Origin of the sequence: Pseudomonas sp. 22189, from assembly GCF_052045635.1 — a bacterium.
Classification (GTDB): domain Bacteria; phylum Pseudomonadota; class Gammaproteobacteria; order Pseudomonadales; family Pseudomonadaceae; genus Aquipseudomonas; species Aquipseudomonas parakoreensis.
In genome coordinates this window covers 66338-83165 of the sequence record NZ_JBQEPG010000001.1, presented here as the reverse complement: position 1 = coordinate 83165, position 16828 = coordinate 66338, and the positions used below count along the sequence as shown (strand labels likewise).

The 16828-nt window shown below is 58.5% G+C and carries 19 protein-coding genes and 1 pseudogene; 15 read left to right on the top strand and 5 right to left on the bottom strand.

The window, feature by feature from the left end; translation table 11 throughout:
- Nucleotides 1-81: 81 nt before the first annotated feature.
- From ACTJKS_RS00430 to ACTJKS_RS00415, 4 genes are all read left to right on the top strand, one after another.
- The gene (locus ACTJKS_RS00430) at nucleotides 82-1332 is read left to right on the top strand and encodes a ribonucleotide-diphosphate reductase subunit beta (protein WP_003227292.1); all 1251 of its coding nucleotides are present in this window, start codon (nucleotides 82-84) and stop codon (nucleotides 1330-1332) included.
- Nucleotides 1333-1681: 349 nt separating this feature from the next.
- On the top strand, nucleotides 1682-2215 hold the full coding sequence (locus ACTJKS_RS00425) for a BRO-N domain-containing protein (protein WP_108183545.1): 534 nt from the start codon (nucleotides 1682-1684) through the stop codon (nucleotides 2213-2215).
- Between the two features lie 113 nt (nucleotides 2216-2328).
- The gene (locus ACTJKS_RS00420) at nucleotides 2329-3042 is read left to right on the top strand and encodes an HNH endonuclease (protein WP_108183546.1); all 714 of its coding nucleotides are present in this window, start codon (nucleotides 2329-2331) and stop codon (nucleotides 3040-3042) included.
- A gap of 313 nt (nucleotides 3043-3355) precedes the next feature.
- Entirely contained in the window at nucleotides 3356-4339 is a 984-nt protein-coding gene (locus tag ACTJKS_RS00415; RefSeq protein ID WP_262948259.1) for a hypothetical protein, read from the top strand.
- Nucleotides 4340-4436: 97 nt separating this feature from the next.
- Here the strand turns inward: ACTJKS_RS00415 and ACTJKS_RS00410 are convergent, their stop codons facing one another.
- Complete coding sequence (locus ACTJKS_RS00410; RefSeq protein ID WP_108183548.1) at nucleotides 4437-4799, bottom strand: hypothetical protein; 363 nt, start codon at nucleotides 4797-4799, stop codon at nucleotides 4437-4439.
- A 71-nt stretch (nucleotides 4800-4870) separates the two neighbouring features.
- Nucleotides 4871-5686, bottom strand: a complete 816-nt coding sequence (locus tag ACTJKS_RS00405) for a sulfite exporter TauE/SafE family protein (RefSeq protein ID WP_262948258.1) — start codon at nucleotides 5684-5686, stop codon at nucleotides 4871-4873.
- A 111-nt stretch (nucleotides 5687-5797) separates the two neighbouring features.
- On the opposite strand from ACTJKS_RS00405, the gene ACTJKS_RS00400 reads away from it, so the two are divergent.
- Both ACTJKS_RS00400 and ACTJKS_RS00395 read left to right on the top strand, forming a co-directional pair.
- Nucleotides 5798-6565 carry an AraC family transcriptional regulator gene (locus ACTJKS_RS00400; RefSeq protein WP_262948257.1) on the top strand — a complete coding sequence of 256 codons (768 nt, stop codon included), beginning with the start codon at nucleotides 5798-5800 and terminating at the stop codon, nucleotides 6563-6565.
- Nucleotides 6566-6658: 93 nt separating this feature from the next.
- The gene (locus ACTJKS_RS00395) at nucleotides 6659-6973 is read left to right on the top strand and encodes a hypothetical protein (RefSeq protein ID WP_108183551.1); all 315 of its coding nucleotides are present in this window, start codon (nucleotides 6659-6661) and stop codon (nucleotides 6971-6973) included.
- 60 nt (nucleotides 6974-7033) lie between these two features.
- On the opposite strand, the gene ACTJKS_RS00390 is transcribed toward ACTJKS_RS00395, so the two are convergent.
- Nucleotides 7034-8089: an MBL fold metallo-hydrolase gene (locus tag ACTJKS_RS00390; protein WP_262948256.1), complete on the bottom strand. Its 1056-nt coding sequence runs from the start codon at nucleotides 8087-8089 to the stop codon at nucleotides 7034-7036.
- 216 nt (nucleotides 8090-8305) lie between these two features.
- On the opposite strand from ACTJKS_RS00390, the gene ACTJKS_RS00385 reads away from it, so the two are divergent.
- From ACTJKS_RS00385 to ACTJKS_RS00370, 4 genes and pseudogenes are all read left to right on the top strand, one after another.
- Nucleotides 8306-8914, top strand: coding sequence for a TetR/AcrR family transcriptional regulator (locus ACTJKS_RS00385; protein ID WP_262948255.1), 609 nt, complete (start codon nucleotides 8306-8308; stop codon nucleotides 8912-8914).
- A 142-nt stretch (nucleotides 8915-9056) separates the two neighbouring features.
- A pseudogene (locus ACTJKS_RS00380) lies at nucleotides 9057-9917 on the top strand (PAS domain-containing protein); the annotation flags it as partial.
- Between the two features lie 51 nt (nucleotides 9918-9968).
- Nucleotides 9969-10463, top strand: coding sequence for a methyl-accepting chemotaxis protein (locus tag ACTJKS_RS00375; RefSeq protein ID WP_371260358.1), 495 nt, complete (start codon nucleotides 9969-9971; stop codon nucleotides 10461-10463).
- Nucleotides 10464-10635: 172 nt separating this feature from the next.
- Nucleotides 10636-11169 carry a DUF1003 domain-containing protein gene (locus ACTJKS_RS00370; protein ID WP_198759452.1) on the top strand — a complete coding sequence of 178 codons (534 nt, stop codon included), beginning with the start codon at nucleotides 10636-10638 and terminating at the stop codon, nucleotides 11167-11169.
- On the opposite strand, the gene ACTJKS_RS00365 is transcribed toward ACTJKS_RS00370, so the two are convergent.
- A complete protein-coding gene (locus ACTJKS_RS00365; protein WP_041066609.1) occupies nucleotides 11170-12111 on the bottom strand; it encodes a LysR family transcriptional regulator in 942 nt (313 codons plus the stop codon). It lies immediately after the preceding gene.
- Between the two features lie 49 nt (nucleotides 12112-12160).
- Between ACTJKS_RS00365 and ACTJKS_RS00360 the strand changes: the two genes are divergently transcribed.
- Together ACTJKS_RS00360 and ACTJKS_RS00355 are read left to right on the top strand one after the other, a co-directional pair.
- Nucleotides 12161-12862 carry a CTP synthase C-terminal region-related (seleno)protein gene (locus tag ACTJKS_RS00360; protein ID WP_108183556.1) on the top strand — a complete coding sequence of 234 codons (702 nt, stop codon included), beginning with the start codon at nucleotides 12161-12163 and terminating at the stop codon, nucleotides 12860-12862.
- On the top strand, nucleotides 12859-13170 hold the full coding sequence (locus ACTJKS_RS00355; RefSeq protein WP_041066466.1) for an antibiotic biosynthesis monooxygenase family protein: 312 nt from the start codon (nucleotides 12859-12861) through the stop codon (nucleotides 13168-13170). Before ACTJKS_RS00360 ends, ACTJKS_RS00355 begins: the two co-directional genes overlap by 4 nt.
- Before the next feature lie 137 nt (nucleotides 13171-13307).
- Here the strand turns inward: ACTJKS_RS00355 and ACTJKS_RS00350 are convergent, their stop codons facing one another.
- Nucleotides 13308-13634, bottom strand: a complete 327-nt coding sequence (locus ACTJKS_RS00350) for a DUF2025 family protein (protein ID WP_108183557.1) — start codon at nucleotides 13632-13634, stop codon at nucleotides 13308-13310.
- Between the two features lie 222 nt (nucleotides 13635-13856).
- Here ACTJKS_RS00350 and ACTJKS_RS00345 point away from each other — a divergent pair, with 222 nt between their 5' ends.
- The 3 genes from ACTJKS_RS00345 (at nucleotide 13857) to ACTJKS_RS00335 (ending at nucleotide 16783) form a co-directional block, all read left to right on the top strand.
- Nucleotides 13857-14981 carry a glycerophosphodiester phosphodiesterase gene (locus tag ACTJKS_RS00345; RefSeq protein WP_086791922.1) on the top strand — a complete coding sequence of 375 codons (1125 nt, stop codon included), beginning with the start codon at nucleotides 13857-13859 and terminating at the stop codon, nucleotides 14979-14981.
- A 159-nt stretch (nucleotides 14982-15140) separates the two neighbouring features.
- On the top strand, nucleotides 15141-15446 hold the full coding sequence (locus ACTJKS_RS00340; RefSeq protein WP_041066459.1) for a PepSY domain-containing protein: 306 nt from the start codon (nucleotides 15141-15143) through the stop codon (nucleotides 15444-15446).
- A 161-nt stretch (nucleotides 15447-15607) separates the two neighbouring features.
- Nucleotides 15608-16783: a GAF domain-containing sensor histidine kinase gene (locus tag ACTJKS_RS00335; protein WP_108183558.1), complete on the top strand. Its 1176-nt coding sequence runs from the start codon at nucleotides 15608-15610 to the stop codon at nucleotides 16781-16783.
- Nucleotides 16784-16828 lie beyond the last annotated feature (45 nt).

Genomic DNA, 16828 nt, shown 5'->3' with positions numbered 1-16828 from the left:
GCGGTCTGTACGACCGTGTGAAAAACCAACCAATCAGGTTTCACACGGGGCGACAGGCCCTCACGCAGGAGACGACACGTCATGCTGAGCTGGGACGAATTCGACAAAGAAGACAGTGAAGTAGCAACCGTGAAAGGCGCCAACGCCGGCCACGCTACTGAAGCCAACATGGACCGCCTCGACAGCGCCGGCGGTGCCGCAGCGCTGGAAGCCCGCGCCGTGACCGCCGACGACTCGGCCGCCGTGGCCCGCGCCAAGGCTGCACTGGATTCCCTCGACGTCGCCGAAGGCCTCGCTGAACTCGAAGGCGCCTCCGCCCGCGTCGCCGTTGACGAAAAGCGCATGATCAACTGCCGCGCCGACCTCAACCAACTCGTACCATTCAAGTACGACTGGGCCTGGCAGAAGTACCTGGACGGCTGCGCAAACCACTGGATGCCGCAAGAAGTCAACATGACCGCCGACATCGCCCTCTGGAAAAACCCGGAAGGCCTGACCGACGACGAGCGCCGCATCGTGATGCGCAACCTCGGCTTCTTCTCCACCGCCGACTCCCTGGTTGCCAACAACCTGGTGCTGGCCGTGTACCGCCTGATCACCAACCCGGAATGCCGCCAGTACATCCTGCGCCAAGCCTTCGAAGAGGCGATCCACACCCACGCCTACCAGTACTGCATCGAATCGCTGGCCATGGATGAAGGCGAGATCTTCAACATGTACCACGAGATCCCATCGGTCGCCAAAAAGGCAGCCTGGGGCCTGAAGTACACCCGTTCGATCTCCGATCCGAAGTTCGAAACCGGCACCCCGGACACCGACAAAGAACTGCTGCGCAACCTGATCGCCTACTACTGCGTACTGGAAGGCATCTTCTTCTACTGCGGCTTCACCCAGATCCTCTCCATGGGCCGCCGCAACAAAATGACCGGCGTCGCCGAGCAGTTCCAGTACATCCTGCGCGACGAATCCATGCACCTGAACTTCGGCATCGACGTGATCAACCAGATCAAAATCGAAAACCCACACCTGTGGGATGCCGAGATGAAGGAAGAAGCGACCCAGATGATCCTGCAGGGTACGCAGCTGGAAATCGAATACGCCCGCGACACCATGCCTCGCGGCGTACTGGGCATGAACGCGGCGATGATGGAGGACTATCTGAAGTTCATCGCTAACCGTCGTTTGTCGCAGATTGGTTTGAAAGAAGAGTACCCAGGGACGACTAACCCGTTCCCTTGGATGAGCGAGATTATGGACTTGAAGAAAGAGAAGAATTTCTTTGAGACTCGTGTGATCGAATACCAAACTGGTGGTGCGTTGAGCTGGGACTAATGGTCTCGCTTGGCACGATTTGGCGATTGCTGCTTGAGTCGCCAAGTCGAGAATGCGAAAAGCCCCGATCTGATCGGGGCTTTTTTATGGACGGTTGGTAATCGTTTTTTACGCCTACGTCACAGCGCTCAATCTCCTACAGCACTTACAGCCGCGTCCCATTGAAGCCCGCTACAAGCACTACTAAGCTCTATCGCAGGTGCCTAAGAAACGCCCAACGTAGAAAGCTTGGTCAGTGACAGAGACGTGTGATTCGTCGGTGACAACTGCTCTGCTCGTTGGGATTTCTTAAGTCCGCTCTACGTTGGGGTCAGGTCCTCCCAAAATCCAAAACGTAGAGGTCATAGATATGTCTGATCCATGCTCGGTAACAGTATTCTCTCGCCACAACCTTTCTCTGCATGCCCTTCTACTCGAAAACCAGCCATGGTTCTCCGCCCGGGATGTTGGCCGTTTGATGGGCTTCCACCTGAATGATCGGGTGGTCAACAAGCTAGATAGCGATCAACGCCGCGTCATGTGGATTGAGTACTTTCGAGAACCTGAACAGCATCTGATGCTCAGTGAATCTGGGGTGTACGCGCTGTTGGTTTATCACTACGTTCCGGGGAATCGGTTGTTTCGCGAGTGGCTGACCAACGAGGTAGTGCCGACATTGCGGGATGCTGCGGATTCAGGAGATTCAAATCGGCCAATGTTGAGTTTGTTGGATTGGCCGGAGATGTCTTTGAGTTTGCTGCATTGGCAGGATGAGGGCTGGATTCGGCTTCGGGATATGCCTTACCTGTTAAATGATCAAAATCTACGACGAGCTTCTCTAGAGAAACCCTGGTGGCGGAGGGTTACGCAGGTGTTTCAGTCCTCGAAGCACTCGATGGGCTAGGGAGAGGTTTGTAGGATTGCGCGGGATCCGTCGCTGTTTTCTGTAGGAATTTTCGTAGACAGCAGTAATGGCCACTCAGTATCGTCCGAGGGTTTTCAACCCTCGGCGACTGTATGGATACGAAAAAGGAACAAAAAGGCTGGACCGATGAAGAATTGGAAGCCTCTGTCGATGCCTATCTCTCGATTCAAGTGAGATATCCAAACGATGAAAAATTCAACAAGTCTGCGGAGCACAAGCATCTGCAGGACGGTGTACTTGCTAATCGTAATACCAAGTCGATCGACTATCGCCTGCAGAACATCTCGGCATTGTTTGATGAGCTGGGGCTGAAGACGATTGTTCACTACAAACCAAAAGTTAACCTTGGTTCAGGTATCACTGCGCGCCTAACCAAAATTTTAGAGTCAAAAGCTATTCTGACTCGGAGTATCGGCTCTCCTTCTGACGAGGCTGCAATTCGCAATCGCCACATAAAGCCCACTAGAACACCGAACTTCGTAAGCGAACCGGAAAATGATGCACCGCCTCAACAAGGGGTGACCATAACCAAATACTTTGTTCGAAACTCCAAAATCAAAGGTTGGATTCTCGATAACGCTAAGGGTATCTGCGAAGGCTGCGGGCAACCGGCTCCGTTCGAAATGGATGGAGAGCCATATCTTGAAGTTCATCACGTTAAGCATTTGGCACAGCAGGGTAGAGATCGCAAAAGCAACACAGTTGCACTGTGTCCGAATTGCCATAGACGCTGCCACCATTCTAGCGATCGGAAGGAATTCACAGATTCGCTTTATCAAAAAGTGAAGCGACTGAAGCGCGAGTAACTGGTTTATATGGAACCTGTAGCGAGGGGATTCATCCCCGATCGACTGCAAAGCGATCGCCAAACTAACACTTTCTGACGATCGCTTTTTAATGGCTTGGGTCAGCTCCGCTGCCCATCGGGGATAAATCCCCTCACCACAATTGAGATGTGTTGCTGCAAAGTGGGTATCTGGCAGCAGGACTGAGTTGATGCCCGGGATCGCCAGCAGGCTGGCTCCCACAAATTCCGCATCATCTTGAAAACAATCAGTGCAACCCGCCGCGCCTCCCGCTATTAATACCTCTCCCCCACTCAAGGATCCGAGCCCCACCATGAAATTCGATCTCGCCTACTGCCTCAGCCTCGACGACAAGTTGTCGATCTATGACGTTCGCGATCTCAATTTCGATGAGACGGTGGCGTTCGATTCGGCCAAGGAACACTTCCAGTGCCCCAACGATGCCTGTCGTTTGGCGTTTGATGCCTCTAACGAGTTGGGCACGTTCAACGCCAAGAATGTGAATTACGTTCGCACGCCGCACTTCAAAAACCTGCCCGGTACGCAGCATGTGGCAGGTTGTCCGTATGTGAGTTTGAAGGCGTCGGCATCTGGCGTTGAGGCGGCGGATGGCGAAACGGATGACGCTCGCGAGGAGCATTTTCCGTCGGAGTTGTTGCTGACACGGCGTGAATATGTGCGCAAGCCTGCTGCGCCGGCGGGGGCGGCGGATGTGTTGCGGGATGATCCGGTGCGGGTGGCGCAGATGAGTTCCAGGGAGTCGCCGGGTCGTGAGACGGCGCCGGACAAGACCAGTGTGTTTGCGCATCCGGTGGAGTGTTTTGTGTCGAACTTCGCCGACAAGGAGTTGCTCAAGCGTATGCCGTTGAAAGTTGGCGAGCACACGGCGCCTTATGGCTCGTTCTTCAAGAAGATTGAGTATCTGACGGACAACAAGGGGCTGATTTACTGGGGCAAGATCAAGGAGATCAAGGATTACACCCAGAGTTTTCGCATCGATTTCGAGCAGAAGGTCTGGTTCAAGCAGGCGGATGAGGCGAAGAAGAAGCCGTATTCGGTGAACGTTTACTTGAGCAAGAAGTTGATCGACAACTACCGCAAGCGCAAAGCGTTTCTGGAAGAGATCAAGCACGCGATCGACAGTGACAAGGAGTTGTTCTGTTTCTTCTATGGCGTGACGCCGGAGTTGAAGCAGGTGCCGAGCAAGAAGAACCCCGAACAGACGTTCGGGGTGTTCAGTGCCAACATCGAGAACCTGGATCACTTTATTGTGCGGGAGGCGCCGGGGTTGGCGTGACGGTTGCGCCGGTACGTCTGGAAAGGCGCTGGTAAATTTAGCGGCGGATCATGACGGGGACTCGCAGCGGATGAAGGTAACAGATACGGAGCGCAGGTCACTCATCGCGGACAACATCGTCAACCCACTCAATTTCGTAGGGGCGGCGCACAATGTCGGAAACCAGCTTACGGGCGTCATCGCTCAAGATCGACAACTCTGCATCAGTCAGCAGGTCATGCGAAACCATCAAGGTCAATTTCCATAACGCGGAGGATCGAGCGAGGCCATCGAACATGCGCGCCATATCGCGATTGCGATCATTGATCAGTCCGTAAATCATGCCGTAACGGGTATGCGCCGAAAGGGCTCCGTGCTGGGTGATGGTTTTAGTATCGGCGAGAACGCCTTGGCAAAATCGGTCGAGTGCGATCTTGCGCAGTTCCTTGAACTTCTTCCAGTCACTTTCAATGATCGACATTGTTTCCCTCCGCGCTGTTTCTTGAGCTGTTCGATTGTTTCGGCCGGATGTCGAAGATACAAAGCAGCGGCTCATTTAGTCCACATACTCAGCATCACCAAGACCAGCAATCCGATATAGACCCAAGCATGCACCCGATCCGGTATCCGCCCGATCCACGGCGTGGCCAATCGAATCCCGACCAACGCCCCCAGCGTCAGCACCGTAAACGCCAGCAAATCCACACACCCGATAAACCACACGCCCAGATCCGTCTCGCTGAAACCGGCTAGCGCTATATACGTCAGCGTCCCGGCCACGGCTACCGGCACGCTCAGCGGATTCGCCATGGACGTTGATTGAGACATGCTCAACCCGCAGCGGCGCAGGAGTGGCACGGTCATGACGCTTCCTCCTACGCCGAGGAACGTGGCGATGGCGCCGATGCCTACACCGCCGGCGGATATTTCCTTGCGATTCAATCGGCGTGGGATGACGCCTTCGTCACGGATGAGGAAGCCGCGTCTGAGCAGGCAGTCGATGATGGTCACGCCGAGGTAGGCGATGAAGGCGTAGCGGATGACCTCGCCGCTGACCCACACCGCGGCGATCGCGCCGATGATCGCGCCCAGGGCGATGAAGCCGCCGAGGGGCCACAGGTAATGGCGGATCAGGTTGCCGGCGCGGCGGTGTTTGTCGGTGGCGATCAGGGCGTTGACGATCATCACGCAGGTCGAGGTGGCGACGGCGATGTGCATGGCCGATTGGTTGATGGGGTCGTCGACGCCATGACTGGCGCTGAGCATGCGGTAGAGCAGCGGCACGACGACGAAGCCGCCGCCGAAGCCGAAGAGCACAGCGGTGATGCCGGTCATACAGCCGAACAGGGTTAGCAGGAGGTAGAACACGGCGCGTCTTCCGGTGATGGGGAGCGGTCGACGATAGAGCGACGCGGCTTGGCCTGCTTCAGCAACTCAGCCAATAATGTTTGCGTTTACGCCAACTACCGGAAACGCTCGATGCGCAATATTTCGATCAATCTGCTGGATGACACGCCGCGCCCGGTGGTGGCGATCGGTACGGATTATTCCCACGGCCATCTGTTGCCATTTCATACGCATCGACGGGCGCAATTGTTGTACGGCGCGACCGGGGTGATGCAGGTTCGTACCCATGACGGCAACTGGGTGGTGCCGCCGCAACGGGCAGTGTGGATTCCGCCGGGAGTGGCGCATGAGGTGCTGATGCTGGGCGTGAGCACGCGCAGTCTGTACATCGAGCCGGGGTCGGTGGATTTGGGGCAGCGCTGCCAGGTGATCAGCGTTTCGCCGTTGATGCGGCACTTGTTGATGGAGGCGGTGGAAGTGCCGCTGGCCTATGACCTCGAAGGACGCGATGGCGTACTGATCGACTTGCTGCTGCATGAACTGGCGCGCAGTGCCCCTCTGCCCTTGCACATTCCGCTGCCGACTGACGGAAAGCTCCTCGCTCTGTGTCAGAACTTTCTGCATCAGCCGAACGCCCATCAGTCACCGCAACACTGGGCCGAGCAGTTGCACATAAGCTTGCGCACCTTCAACAGAGTGTTTCGGCAGCAGACCGGGTTGAGCTTCAGTCAATGGCGGCAACAGGCCTGCGTGGTGCTGGCGCTGGCGCGGTTGTCCGCCGGTGAAGCGGTGACGCGGATCGCCCTGGATTTCGGTTATGAGAGCCCGGCGGCGTTCTCGACGATGTTCCGGCGCATCCTCGGCCAGGCACCGTCCGTCTGGTTGGAGGCGGCGAACTAGGGCAAATCAAAAAATGCGTTTGATCCCGGCCGAAAACAACTGTACAAAAACCCAGTACATTTTCAATCAGCACTCTTGAGCCCGGAGCACACCATGGCCTCTCTTGCGATGAACCACATCCTCGAACGCATTGCCCTTTTCCAGTTCACCCCGACGCACTGCGTCCAGGCCCGAGCGATGCTGAGCTGGAGCGTGGAACAACTGTCGCGCGAGGCGGAGGTTGCGGTGGACGACATTCAGCGGTTTGAAGCGCAGCAAGATGTGGCGGATGCTGCGCGGCTGGCGCTGGCTTACCGGTTTGAGGCGCAGGGGCTGGTGTTCTTTCCGGGGTTTGCACCGGGTCGCAGTGCGAGTATGGGTGCGCCATCGGATGCAGTGGGGCGTGGGGATTATGCGATGGCTGAATGAACATTTGTGGTGAGGGGATTTACCCCCTCACCACCAAACATCAGCATTCACTAATGGGGGTCAGGCGTTCTGCACCACCCCTTCACTCTCCCCTTCAACCGCCAACCACCACGCACTCCCGCGCTGTGGTTGCATCAGGTTGAACGCCTCGCCCATTTGCGGCGTGGTGATCGCCACACTGCGCTCCCAGGCCAGTGACAGGATGCGATCAAACGGTTCGTGCCAGGCGTGCATGGCCAGGTCGAAGGTGCCGTTGTGGATCGGAAACAGCCAGCGGCCCTTGAGGTCGATGTGCGCTTGCAGGGTTTCTTCGGGTTGCATGTGCACGTGCGGCCATTCGACGTTGTAGGCGCCGGTTTCCATCAGGGTCAGGTCGAACGGGCCGTATTGTTCACCGATGCGTTTGAAGCCGTCGAAGTAGCCGCTGTCTCCGCTGAAGAAGATGCGGGTGTCGCCATTGATCATCACCCACGAGGCCCACAGCGTGCTGTTACTGTCGAACAGGCCGCGGCCGGAGAAGTGCTGCGAGGGCGTGGCGACGAAGCGGATGCCGGCGATTTCGGTGCCCTGCCACCAGTCGTACTGGCGGACTTTGCTGGCATCGATGCCCCATTTGACCAAGGTATCGCCGACGCCCAGCGGGGTCAGGAAGTAGTTGGTTTTGGCCGCCAGTTTCAGCACTGCCTGGTAATCGAGGTGATCATAGTGGTTGTGCGAGAGGATCACCGCTTCGATCGGCGGCAACTGGTCGATACTGATCGGCGGCTGGTGAAAGCGTTTCGGGCCGGCCCACTGCACGGGCGAAGCGCGCTCGGCGAAGACCGGGTCGGTGATCCAGAATTTGCCGCGCATTTTCAGTAGCAGGGTCGAGTGGCCGAGGCGATAGACGCTGTGGTCAGGCGCGGCCAGCAGGTCTTCAGTTGTCAGCGACTGCACCGGGATCGCAGCGGCGGGACGGGTATTGCGCGGCTTGTTGAAAATCATGTTCCACATGATCCGCAGCATCTTGCGCCCACCTTCGCGTTGCACCGGCGCATGGTTACGGAATAGCCCTTGATCCTGGCGAGAGGCTTCAGGCGTGGAAGTTTGATCCGCAGAAAAATCTGGATTGGCCATGACTGAGAGACTCCAGAAAAACCGCGCAATTCACGGTTTTTCACGGTGGGACGATAAATGGCCAAGGCACGCACGCATCAGCCGAACTGTCTGGTTTTTAGGTTGCGCGGATTAACGCAACATTACACTCGACGGTGTAGTTTCTAGGTTGCATCAAACCGGATGACAAGTAAACTGCGAAGTGTAATTCCACTCTTTCTCTGCCGAAGCGTACTTATGACAGCTGCACAGCGCCTTACCGACCGCAAACGCGAAGCCATCATCCAGGCGGCGATAGCCGAATTCCGGGCCAACGGGTTCGAGATCACCAGCATGGACAAGATCGCGGCTACCGCCGGGGTGTCGAAGCGCACGGTGTACAACCATTTCCCCAGCAAGGAAGAGCTGTTCGCCGAAATTCTCAACCAACTCTGGGCACGAATTACCGAAGAGCAGACGGTGAGCTACCGCGCCGATCAGCCGCTGCGCGAGCAACTGCTGCCCATGTTGCAGGCCAAACTGCAGATGATGGCCGATGACAATTTTCTCGGGCTGGCGCGGGTGGCAATTGCTGCCACCATTCATTCACCGGAGCGCGCGCAAGACATGGTGGCGCGCATGGGTGAGCGGGAAGAAGGCCTGACAGTGTGGATTCGCGCCGCATTGGCCGATGGTCGGTTGAAAACCGTGGATGCCGATTTCGCCGCGCAGCAGGTGCAGGGACTGTTGAAGTCATTCGGTTTCTGGCCGCAGATTTCCATGGGTTTGCCGCCGCTGGATGCAGACACTCAAAAAGCCGTGGCCGAGTCGGCACTTGAGATGTTTCTGGCACGTTATCAGCTCTGAACCGGCATTTTCGGCAGCCGCCCGGTGTCACCGACTCGAACTTTGAAAAACCGAAACCGTACCGACGCGCATTTTCTTGTACAACTCAAATGGGTTTGTATAAGATCAGCTCGTCAGCCTGGATGCTGGCACTTTGCAGTCAATGACAAATGCTCATCCAGCATTTGCTCTGCCAGCGCGGAAACAGGGACACAAACCTCGTCTTTCCCTACTTCCAGGTACTGCCTCTATGTTTTTCAAACGCCATCAGGCCGAGCTCAACGAGCTTCAACACACCATCACCGAACAAAACGGCCTGCTTGAAGCGATCAATCGCTCCATGGCGGTGATCGAGTTCGATCTTGAAGGCGTGGTGTTAAAGGCCAATGACAACTTCCTCAAAACCATGGGTTACCGCGCCGAACAGGTGATCGGCCAGCCGCATCGCTTGTTCTGCACCCCGGAGTTTGGCCGTAGCGCGCAATACACCGAACTGTGGTCGCGCCTGAAAAACGGTCAGTTCCAGTCCGGCACTTTCGAACGGATCAACAGCCAGGGCCAGCCGATCTGGCTGGAAGCCAATTACAACCCGATCAAGGATGCGTCGGGACGCGTGGTCAAAGTGGTCAAGTTCGCCATGAACGTGACGACCAAGGTGCAGCAGGAAAGCGAGGCCAACGCCAAACTGCAGGCAATCGACCGGGCGATGGCGGTGATCGAGTTCGACCTCGACGGTGGCATTCTCACGGCCAATCAGAATTTTCTGACACGCATGGGTTACACCCTCGCTGAACTCAAGGGTAAACATCACCGTTTGTTCTGCCGCGCTGAGCTGGTCAACAGCAGTGCCTACGAGGACTTCTGGCGACGCTTGAATCAGGGTGAACTGTTCCAGGGCCAGTTCGAACGCGTTGACAAGCGCGGCCAGAGTATTTGGCTGGAGGCCAACTACAACCCGGTGTATGACGCCGCCGGACGTTTGTGCAAAGTGGTGAAATTCGCCACGGACGTCACCGCCCGCGTCGAGCAGCACGAGCACGATGCCCGTAGCGCCAGCGCCGCTTATCACATCTCCGTGGAAACCCGGAAAGTCGCCGAGCAAGGCACTCAGGTGATCCAGCAGGCGGCCAGCGAAATGCGTGAAATTGCTGACGACATCGCGCAGTCATCAACGCTGATTGCGCAACTTGGCGAGCGCTCGGAGCAGATCACCGCGATCGTCAATACGATCCGCGCGATTGCCGACCAGACCAATCTGCTGGCGCTCAACGCGGCAATTGAAGCGGCGCGCGCCGGGGATCAGGGCCGCGGTTTTGCCGTGGTGGCGGACGAAGTGCGGCAACTGGCGGCGCGCACCAGCGGCTCGACGGCGGAGATTTCCAACATGATCGGCCTGATCCAGAGCGAGACACGGCAGGCGATCAAGAGCATGGAAGGCACCCGCGGGCGGGCGGCGCAAGGCGTTGAACTGGCGGATCAGGCCGGCAGCGTGATTCTGCAGATCCGCGATGGCGCCAGTGAAGCGGTGCAGGCGGTGAGCATGTTTGCCAATGAGCGGGCGCCGGGCTGAGAGACCGCGTCGCGGCTTTCGCGAGCAGGCTCGCTCCCACAGGTTCTGGGTTGATCACAAGTTAAGTGATCGACTCATCAATCCCTGTAGGAGCGAGCCTGCTCGCGAAAGGGCCATCAGCCTCGATGCAGGACTATAGTGACCTCCAGTCCCAAGTCCTGCCGAGCCCACCATGACCACAGAAAAACCCAACGTCCCCGCGCCCGCCCCGGTCGATCACCTGCGCTTCCACCGCCCCCACGCCCACCTCAACACCACCTTCGGCAACGATGCGTTCGCCCTGCGTGCCGAGGCCTTCGCACGGTTCTTCGGCACGCCGCTGTTTCTCGGCGCGCAAACGCTGATCGTCGCAGTGTGGATCGGCCTCAACGTCTCGGGCGTGACGCAGTTCGACGTCTACCCGTTCATCCTGCTCAACCTCGCGTTCAGCCTGCAAGCCGCCTACGCCGCGCCGTTGATCCTGCTGGCACAAACCCGACAGGCCGCGCGGGACAAGGCGCAGTCGGACGCCGACGCGCAACACCGTGAAGCGCTGGCGGTGGCCAACAGCGAGCGCCAGGCGCAGGCCGCACAGACCACCGCGCAACTGCTCGAATTGCTGGAACAGAACACCCGACTCACCGAGATGACCAAGAGCCTGACTGAACGCATCGAAGGCCTGACCCGCGAACTGCATGCGCACATCTGCCAGGATCCGCAACGCTGATCATGGCAGACGCAGCGCCCGCCCCAGTTCATCGAACAGCGTGACCACCGCGCGCAACGCGCGGCAGTCCGCGCGGGTCAGCAGCCACAGCGCGGTGTCATAGCCGTGCAGCGGTGCGCTGAGGGGCTGCAAACCTTCCGTGATCAGAAAGTCCGGCAACGCCGCCACGCCGAGACCGCCGCGCACCAGTTCCGTCACCGAGAGCATGCTGTTGCAGCGATAACTCGGGATCACGCCGGGCAACTGTTGGCGGCGCCAGGCGACGGTCGGGTGATCCGGCAGAAACTCGTCCGGGGCGATCCAGGTCAGCGCTGCCAGATCCGTCGCATCCACATTCTGCAGATACCGCGCACTGGCGCAGACCCGGTAGGAAACCTTCGCCAGTTGCCGTCCGACCAGATGCTCCGGCGGTGTACGCGTCAGGCGCAGGGCGATGTCGGCATCACGCCGGCTGAGGTTGGCGAAATCGTTGGAGGTGCTCAGCTCAAGAGTCAGCGCCGGGTAGTTCGGCATGAACTGCGCCAGCGCCGGCAACAGCAGGCCTTGCAGCACCGAATCGGTACAGGTCAGGCGCACCGTACCGCTGACCACTTCTCCGCCCTGCTCGACACCGATTCGCGCTGCTTCCAGCGCCTGCTCGGCGCGCTCGGCCTGCTCGGCCAGCGTCTGCGCGAGGGTGGTGGGCAAATAACCGGCGCGGCTCTTTTCGAACAATTGCTGGCCCAGCGCCGACTCCAGACGACGCACTGCGCGAAACACCGTCGACACGTCGACCCTGAGCAACTGCGACGCCCGGGCCAGAGAGCCGCCGCGTACCAAAGCGAGAATCAGCGCCAGATCGGGGTAGTCGAGTCGATAGTGCGTCGCTGCATTGATCACTTGGGAAAACGCCAATATTGAGTGCGTGAACGCCAATCTATAGTGAGCCCCGGTGATCGACAACTGCACACCCTCACCACAGAGGTTTACTTACTCAAATCAAGGAAATCCCATGGACGCCATTTCCATCGCCCTGATCGGCGATCACGACCCGCAAGTCACCGCCCACCAGGCGATCCCCGTTGCCCTCGGCATGATCGCCGAGCAGTCCGGCCACAATGTGCAATTCGACTGGCTGGCCACGGATCAAATCCACGTCGATACACCATTGGCACACTACGACGGCTTCTGGTGCGTTCCGGCCAGCCCTTACAAAAGTGAGGCCGGTGCACTCAGGGGCATCCGTTTTGCCCGCGAACAACAGCGCCCTTTCCTCGGTACCTGCGGCGGTTTTCAGCATGCGCTGCTGGAATTTTCCCGCAATGTGCTGGGCTGGGCCGATGCCGAGCATGGCGAAACGTCACCGGATTCGCCGCGAGCGGTACTGACGCCGCTGACCTGTTCGTTGGTGGAGGCGGTAGACAGCATTCATCTGGTCGCCGGTTCGTTGATCGCCAAGGCGTACGAAACGTCTGAAATTCATGAAGGTTATCGCTGCCGATTCGGTGTGAACCCACAGTTCGAAAAGGAATTACTGACCCCTCCGCTACGTGCCGTGGGGCACGATTCGGCGGGCGACTTGCGCGCGATCGAATTGACTGACCATGTGTTTTTTGTCGCCACGTTGTTTCAACCGGAACGTGCGGCGCTCAGGGGCCATGTCCCGCCGCTGGTGCGGGCGTTTGTCGAAGCGTGTGCGGAGCGACGTCCATGAAGCCGAACGAATCCTGCTTCGCGGTGATTTTCACCTCGACCCGCACCGAAGGTGACAACGGTTATGCCGCGGCCTCCGAGCGCATGATGGAGCTGGTCAGCCAGCAACCGGGGTTTCTCGGGATTGATTCGATTCGCGGGGAAGATGGCGTCGGGATCACCATTTCCTACTGGGAGAGCGAGGCGGCGATTCTGGCCTGGCGCGAGCATCCTGAGCACCGGGTGATTCAGGCGCGTGGGCGGGCGCAGTGGTATTCGACGTTTCAGACGCGGGTGTGCCGGGTGGAGCGGGAGTATCGGTTTGGGTAGGGAGTTGGGTGGTGTTCTCACTGGCCTCATCGCTGGCAAGCCAGCTCCCACAGGTACTGCGTGATCTTCAGAACAACGAATAACCTGTGGGAGCGTGGCTTGCCCGCGATGCGGCCAGTAGCGTCAATACAAAAACCTCAGCCCTGCACCAGACTGCGCACCGCCACAATCTCCGGCACCTCAACCTTGCTCATGTACACCCGCAACGGCTCAGTGATGTTGATCCGCTCATCGATGTTCTGATCCAGCAGCAACTGAATCAGCTCGCGCTTCAAGGTCATGGTGGTATCCGAAACCGGCGCCCAGACAAATTCGCTGGTGGGAATGATGCCGTCATCGGCCACGTCCATGCCGAACGAATCCTCGCTGAATCGCACGATGTACTGACCGGTCTTGCGGTTGAGGCCGACAAAACCCTTGAGGTCATCGGCGGCCTGACAGATGAGTTGGGAAGTGATGCGCATGGTAAACCTCACGAAAAATCATCGATGGTTTACACGCAGGGCAACAGACTCGGCGCGCCCTCTGCCGGAGCGTCTGCCGAGGCCAAGCGTACTGCAAACCGCGCCACAAAAGTGCAGGAAAAATCGCTTTTAATACGTTTATGTCGGTCTGGCGATAGCACGCAACCGATTCAGTTGTTAAAAGGTACGTCTTTGAAAATGCCCTGCGAAAGGAACTCGAACATGCCCGCCACTTTCACCAAAAGCGCCCTCATGCTGAGCCTGATGCTCGGTCTCGGCCAGGCCCACGCCGCCGCGACTGACGTCAACGCGCTGGCCGCCGCCCATGGCATCCCGCATCCAGCCGTGATCGCACACCGTGGCGCGTCCTTCGATGCGCCGGAGTCCACCGCCGCCTCCTACAAACTGGCCCGCGACCTCGGCGCCGACTACCTGGAAATGGACTTGCAGCGCAGCAAGGACGGCGTGCTGTTCGCCCTGCACGACAACAACCTGCAACGCACCACCGACGTCGCCACCAAATTCCCCGAGCGCAAAGACAGCCCGGCCACCGCCTTCACCATGGCCGAACTGAAAACCCTCGACGCCGGCAGCTGGTACAACAAGGCTTACCCGGATCGTGCACGTCCGACCTATGCCGGGCTGAAAATCCTCACCCTCGATGAAATCATCGACATCGCCCAGGCCAACCCGAAACACAAGCCGGGCCTGTACATCGAAACCAAGGAACCGCAACTGTTTCCGGGGATCGAGCATGACCTCAAAGAGAAACTGCAGGATCGCGGCTGGCTGAGCCCGGCCGGTTCGAAACTGGCCAAGAGCGAGCTGGGCGTCGGCCAGGGCAAAGGCAAAGTGATCCTGCAGACTTTCGAGAAGAACAGCCTCGAACTGCTGCAAAAGGAAATGCCGCAAGTACCGAAGATCCTGCTGCTGTGGGTCGGTGAAGGCAGCATCGAGCCAAAATCCAAGGTGACCTTTGCCGAATCCGGCGAGAAGGACAAGAACGTGTTCTACGGTAAGCAGGAGCCGAAGTCCGAAGCCGAATTCAAGCAATGGGTGGATTTCGCCAAGGCTCACGGCGCCATCGGCACCGGCCCTTCGGCCAAACTGACCCAGGGTGGCGATCAGAGCTACTCGGATCTGGTGCAACCGTGGATGAACCAGTACACCCACGATCAGGGCATGCTGGTGCACGTGTACACCGTCGATGAACCGGTGGACTTCGAGAAAGTCATGGCGGCCGGGGTTGATGGCATCTTCACCAACCGCGCCAGCGAATTGTTGAAGTTCTACAAGCGTCCGGCCAGTGCCAGTGTTGATCAGGTGTTGAAGAACAACGGGTTCTGATCTGAAAAAACCGAGGCGCCTTCATCGCGGGCAAGCCACGCTCCCACAGGTTTTGTGTCGGGCATGGCTTGCCCGTTTTGTATTCGGGGTTTTAAGGGTGAATTAAGTTGTGGTGGTTAACCTGAGCCCACTTCAACGAACAACCCAAGGAATGACCCGATGAAAACTTTGACTGCCCTGTTTACCGCCGCTGCCCTGACCCTGACTGCTGGCCTGGCCCAAGCCGATGTGCGTGTCGACCAGATCCCTGAGTTGGTCAAATCCGGCAAGATCAAGTCGCTGGAGTCGATGAACGCCGAAGCGCTGAAACTGCATCCGGGTGCGACCATCACCGACACCGATCTGGATAACCACTTCAACGGTTACGAGTACGAAGTCGAGCTGAAAACCGCCGATGGCAAAGAGTATGACGTCGACTTCGATGCCACCACCGGCAAGGTGCTGAGCAACAAGCAAGACACCTGATACACCGCCAACGCAAAGCCGCACGATCCCGGATCCTGCGGCTTTTTTGCGTCCGTTGCCCGGCGAATCACGCGGATGCCGCCTGAAGGGATGCCAAAACCGCCATCAGACGGCTAGTATGGCGACCATCAGATAAACAATTGCAGCCGAGAGCGATGGGCATGGGGCAGACAGCGGCAGCAGACATCGCAACGATCAAACGGATCAGCGCGGTTCCGGCGATTCTTCAGGTGATTCGCGAACTGACCGGCCTGCGCTTCGCCGCCGTGGCGCGGGTTACCGAGGAGTCATGGACAGCCTGCGCCGTCCTCGACCAGCTGGATTTTGGCCTGCAGGTCGGTGGCGAACTGGATGTGGTCACCACGCTGTGCCACGAAATCCGCGCTGCCCACACTTCGGTAGTGATCGACAAGGCCAGCGAAGACCCGCTCTACCGCGATCATCACACCCCGCGCCTGTACAAATTCGAGAGCTATATCTCGGTGCCGGTGTTCCGCACCGACGGGCGGTTTTTCGGCACGATCTGCGCCCTCGATCCGAACCCGGCACAGCTCAAGTCCAGCAGCATCCAGAGCACCATGGAGTCGTTCGCGCGGATGCTTGCGTTGCAGATCGAAGCCGAGGAAAACGCGCAGCTCACCGAAACCGCGTTGTTGCAGGAGCGCGAAACCGCCGAGTTGCGCGAACAGTTCATTGCCGTACTCGGCCACGACTTGCGTAACCCGTTGTTCGCGATCAGCGCTGGCGCCGAGATGCTCCTGCGCAAGCATCCGGATCCGGCCATCGACGTTCGGGTACGCAATATCCTCGGCAGTGCGCAACGGGCAACCCGGCTGGTGGATGACGTACTCGACTTTGCTCGCGGACGCTTGGGCAAGGGCATTCCGGTGAATATCCAGCCCTGCGCCGATTTGACCGAAGCCGTGCAGCAAGTGGTAACGGAAATTCGTAACGTGCATCCGCAGCGCACCATTCACGCGTCCATCGGTGACTTGCAGGGCTTGCCCTGTGACCGCGCGAGAATTGCTCAACTGCTGTCGAACCTGCTGGCCAATGCCGTGGCCCATGGCGACCCGGCGGGTGACATTGAGGTCATCGCGCAAGTCGAGCACGGCGCGTTGATGCTGGCGGTGAAGAATCAGGGGCATATTCCCAAGGCGGTTTTGCCGCATCTGTTCCAGCCTTACTCGCGCCCAAGCGCCAGCACGCCACAGGCTGGGCTCGGTCTGGGGCTGTATATCGCCAGTCAGATCGCCCAGTCCCATGGCGGGCATTTGCATGTGGCGTCCACCGCACAGAGCGGCACGCTGTTCACCTTCAGCCTGCCCACTGCCTGAAACACCACAAACTCAAATCCACCACAGATCCCTGTGGGAGCGAGC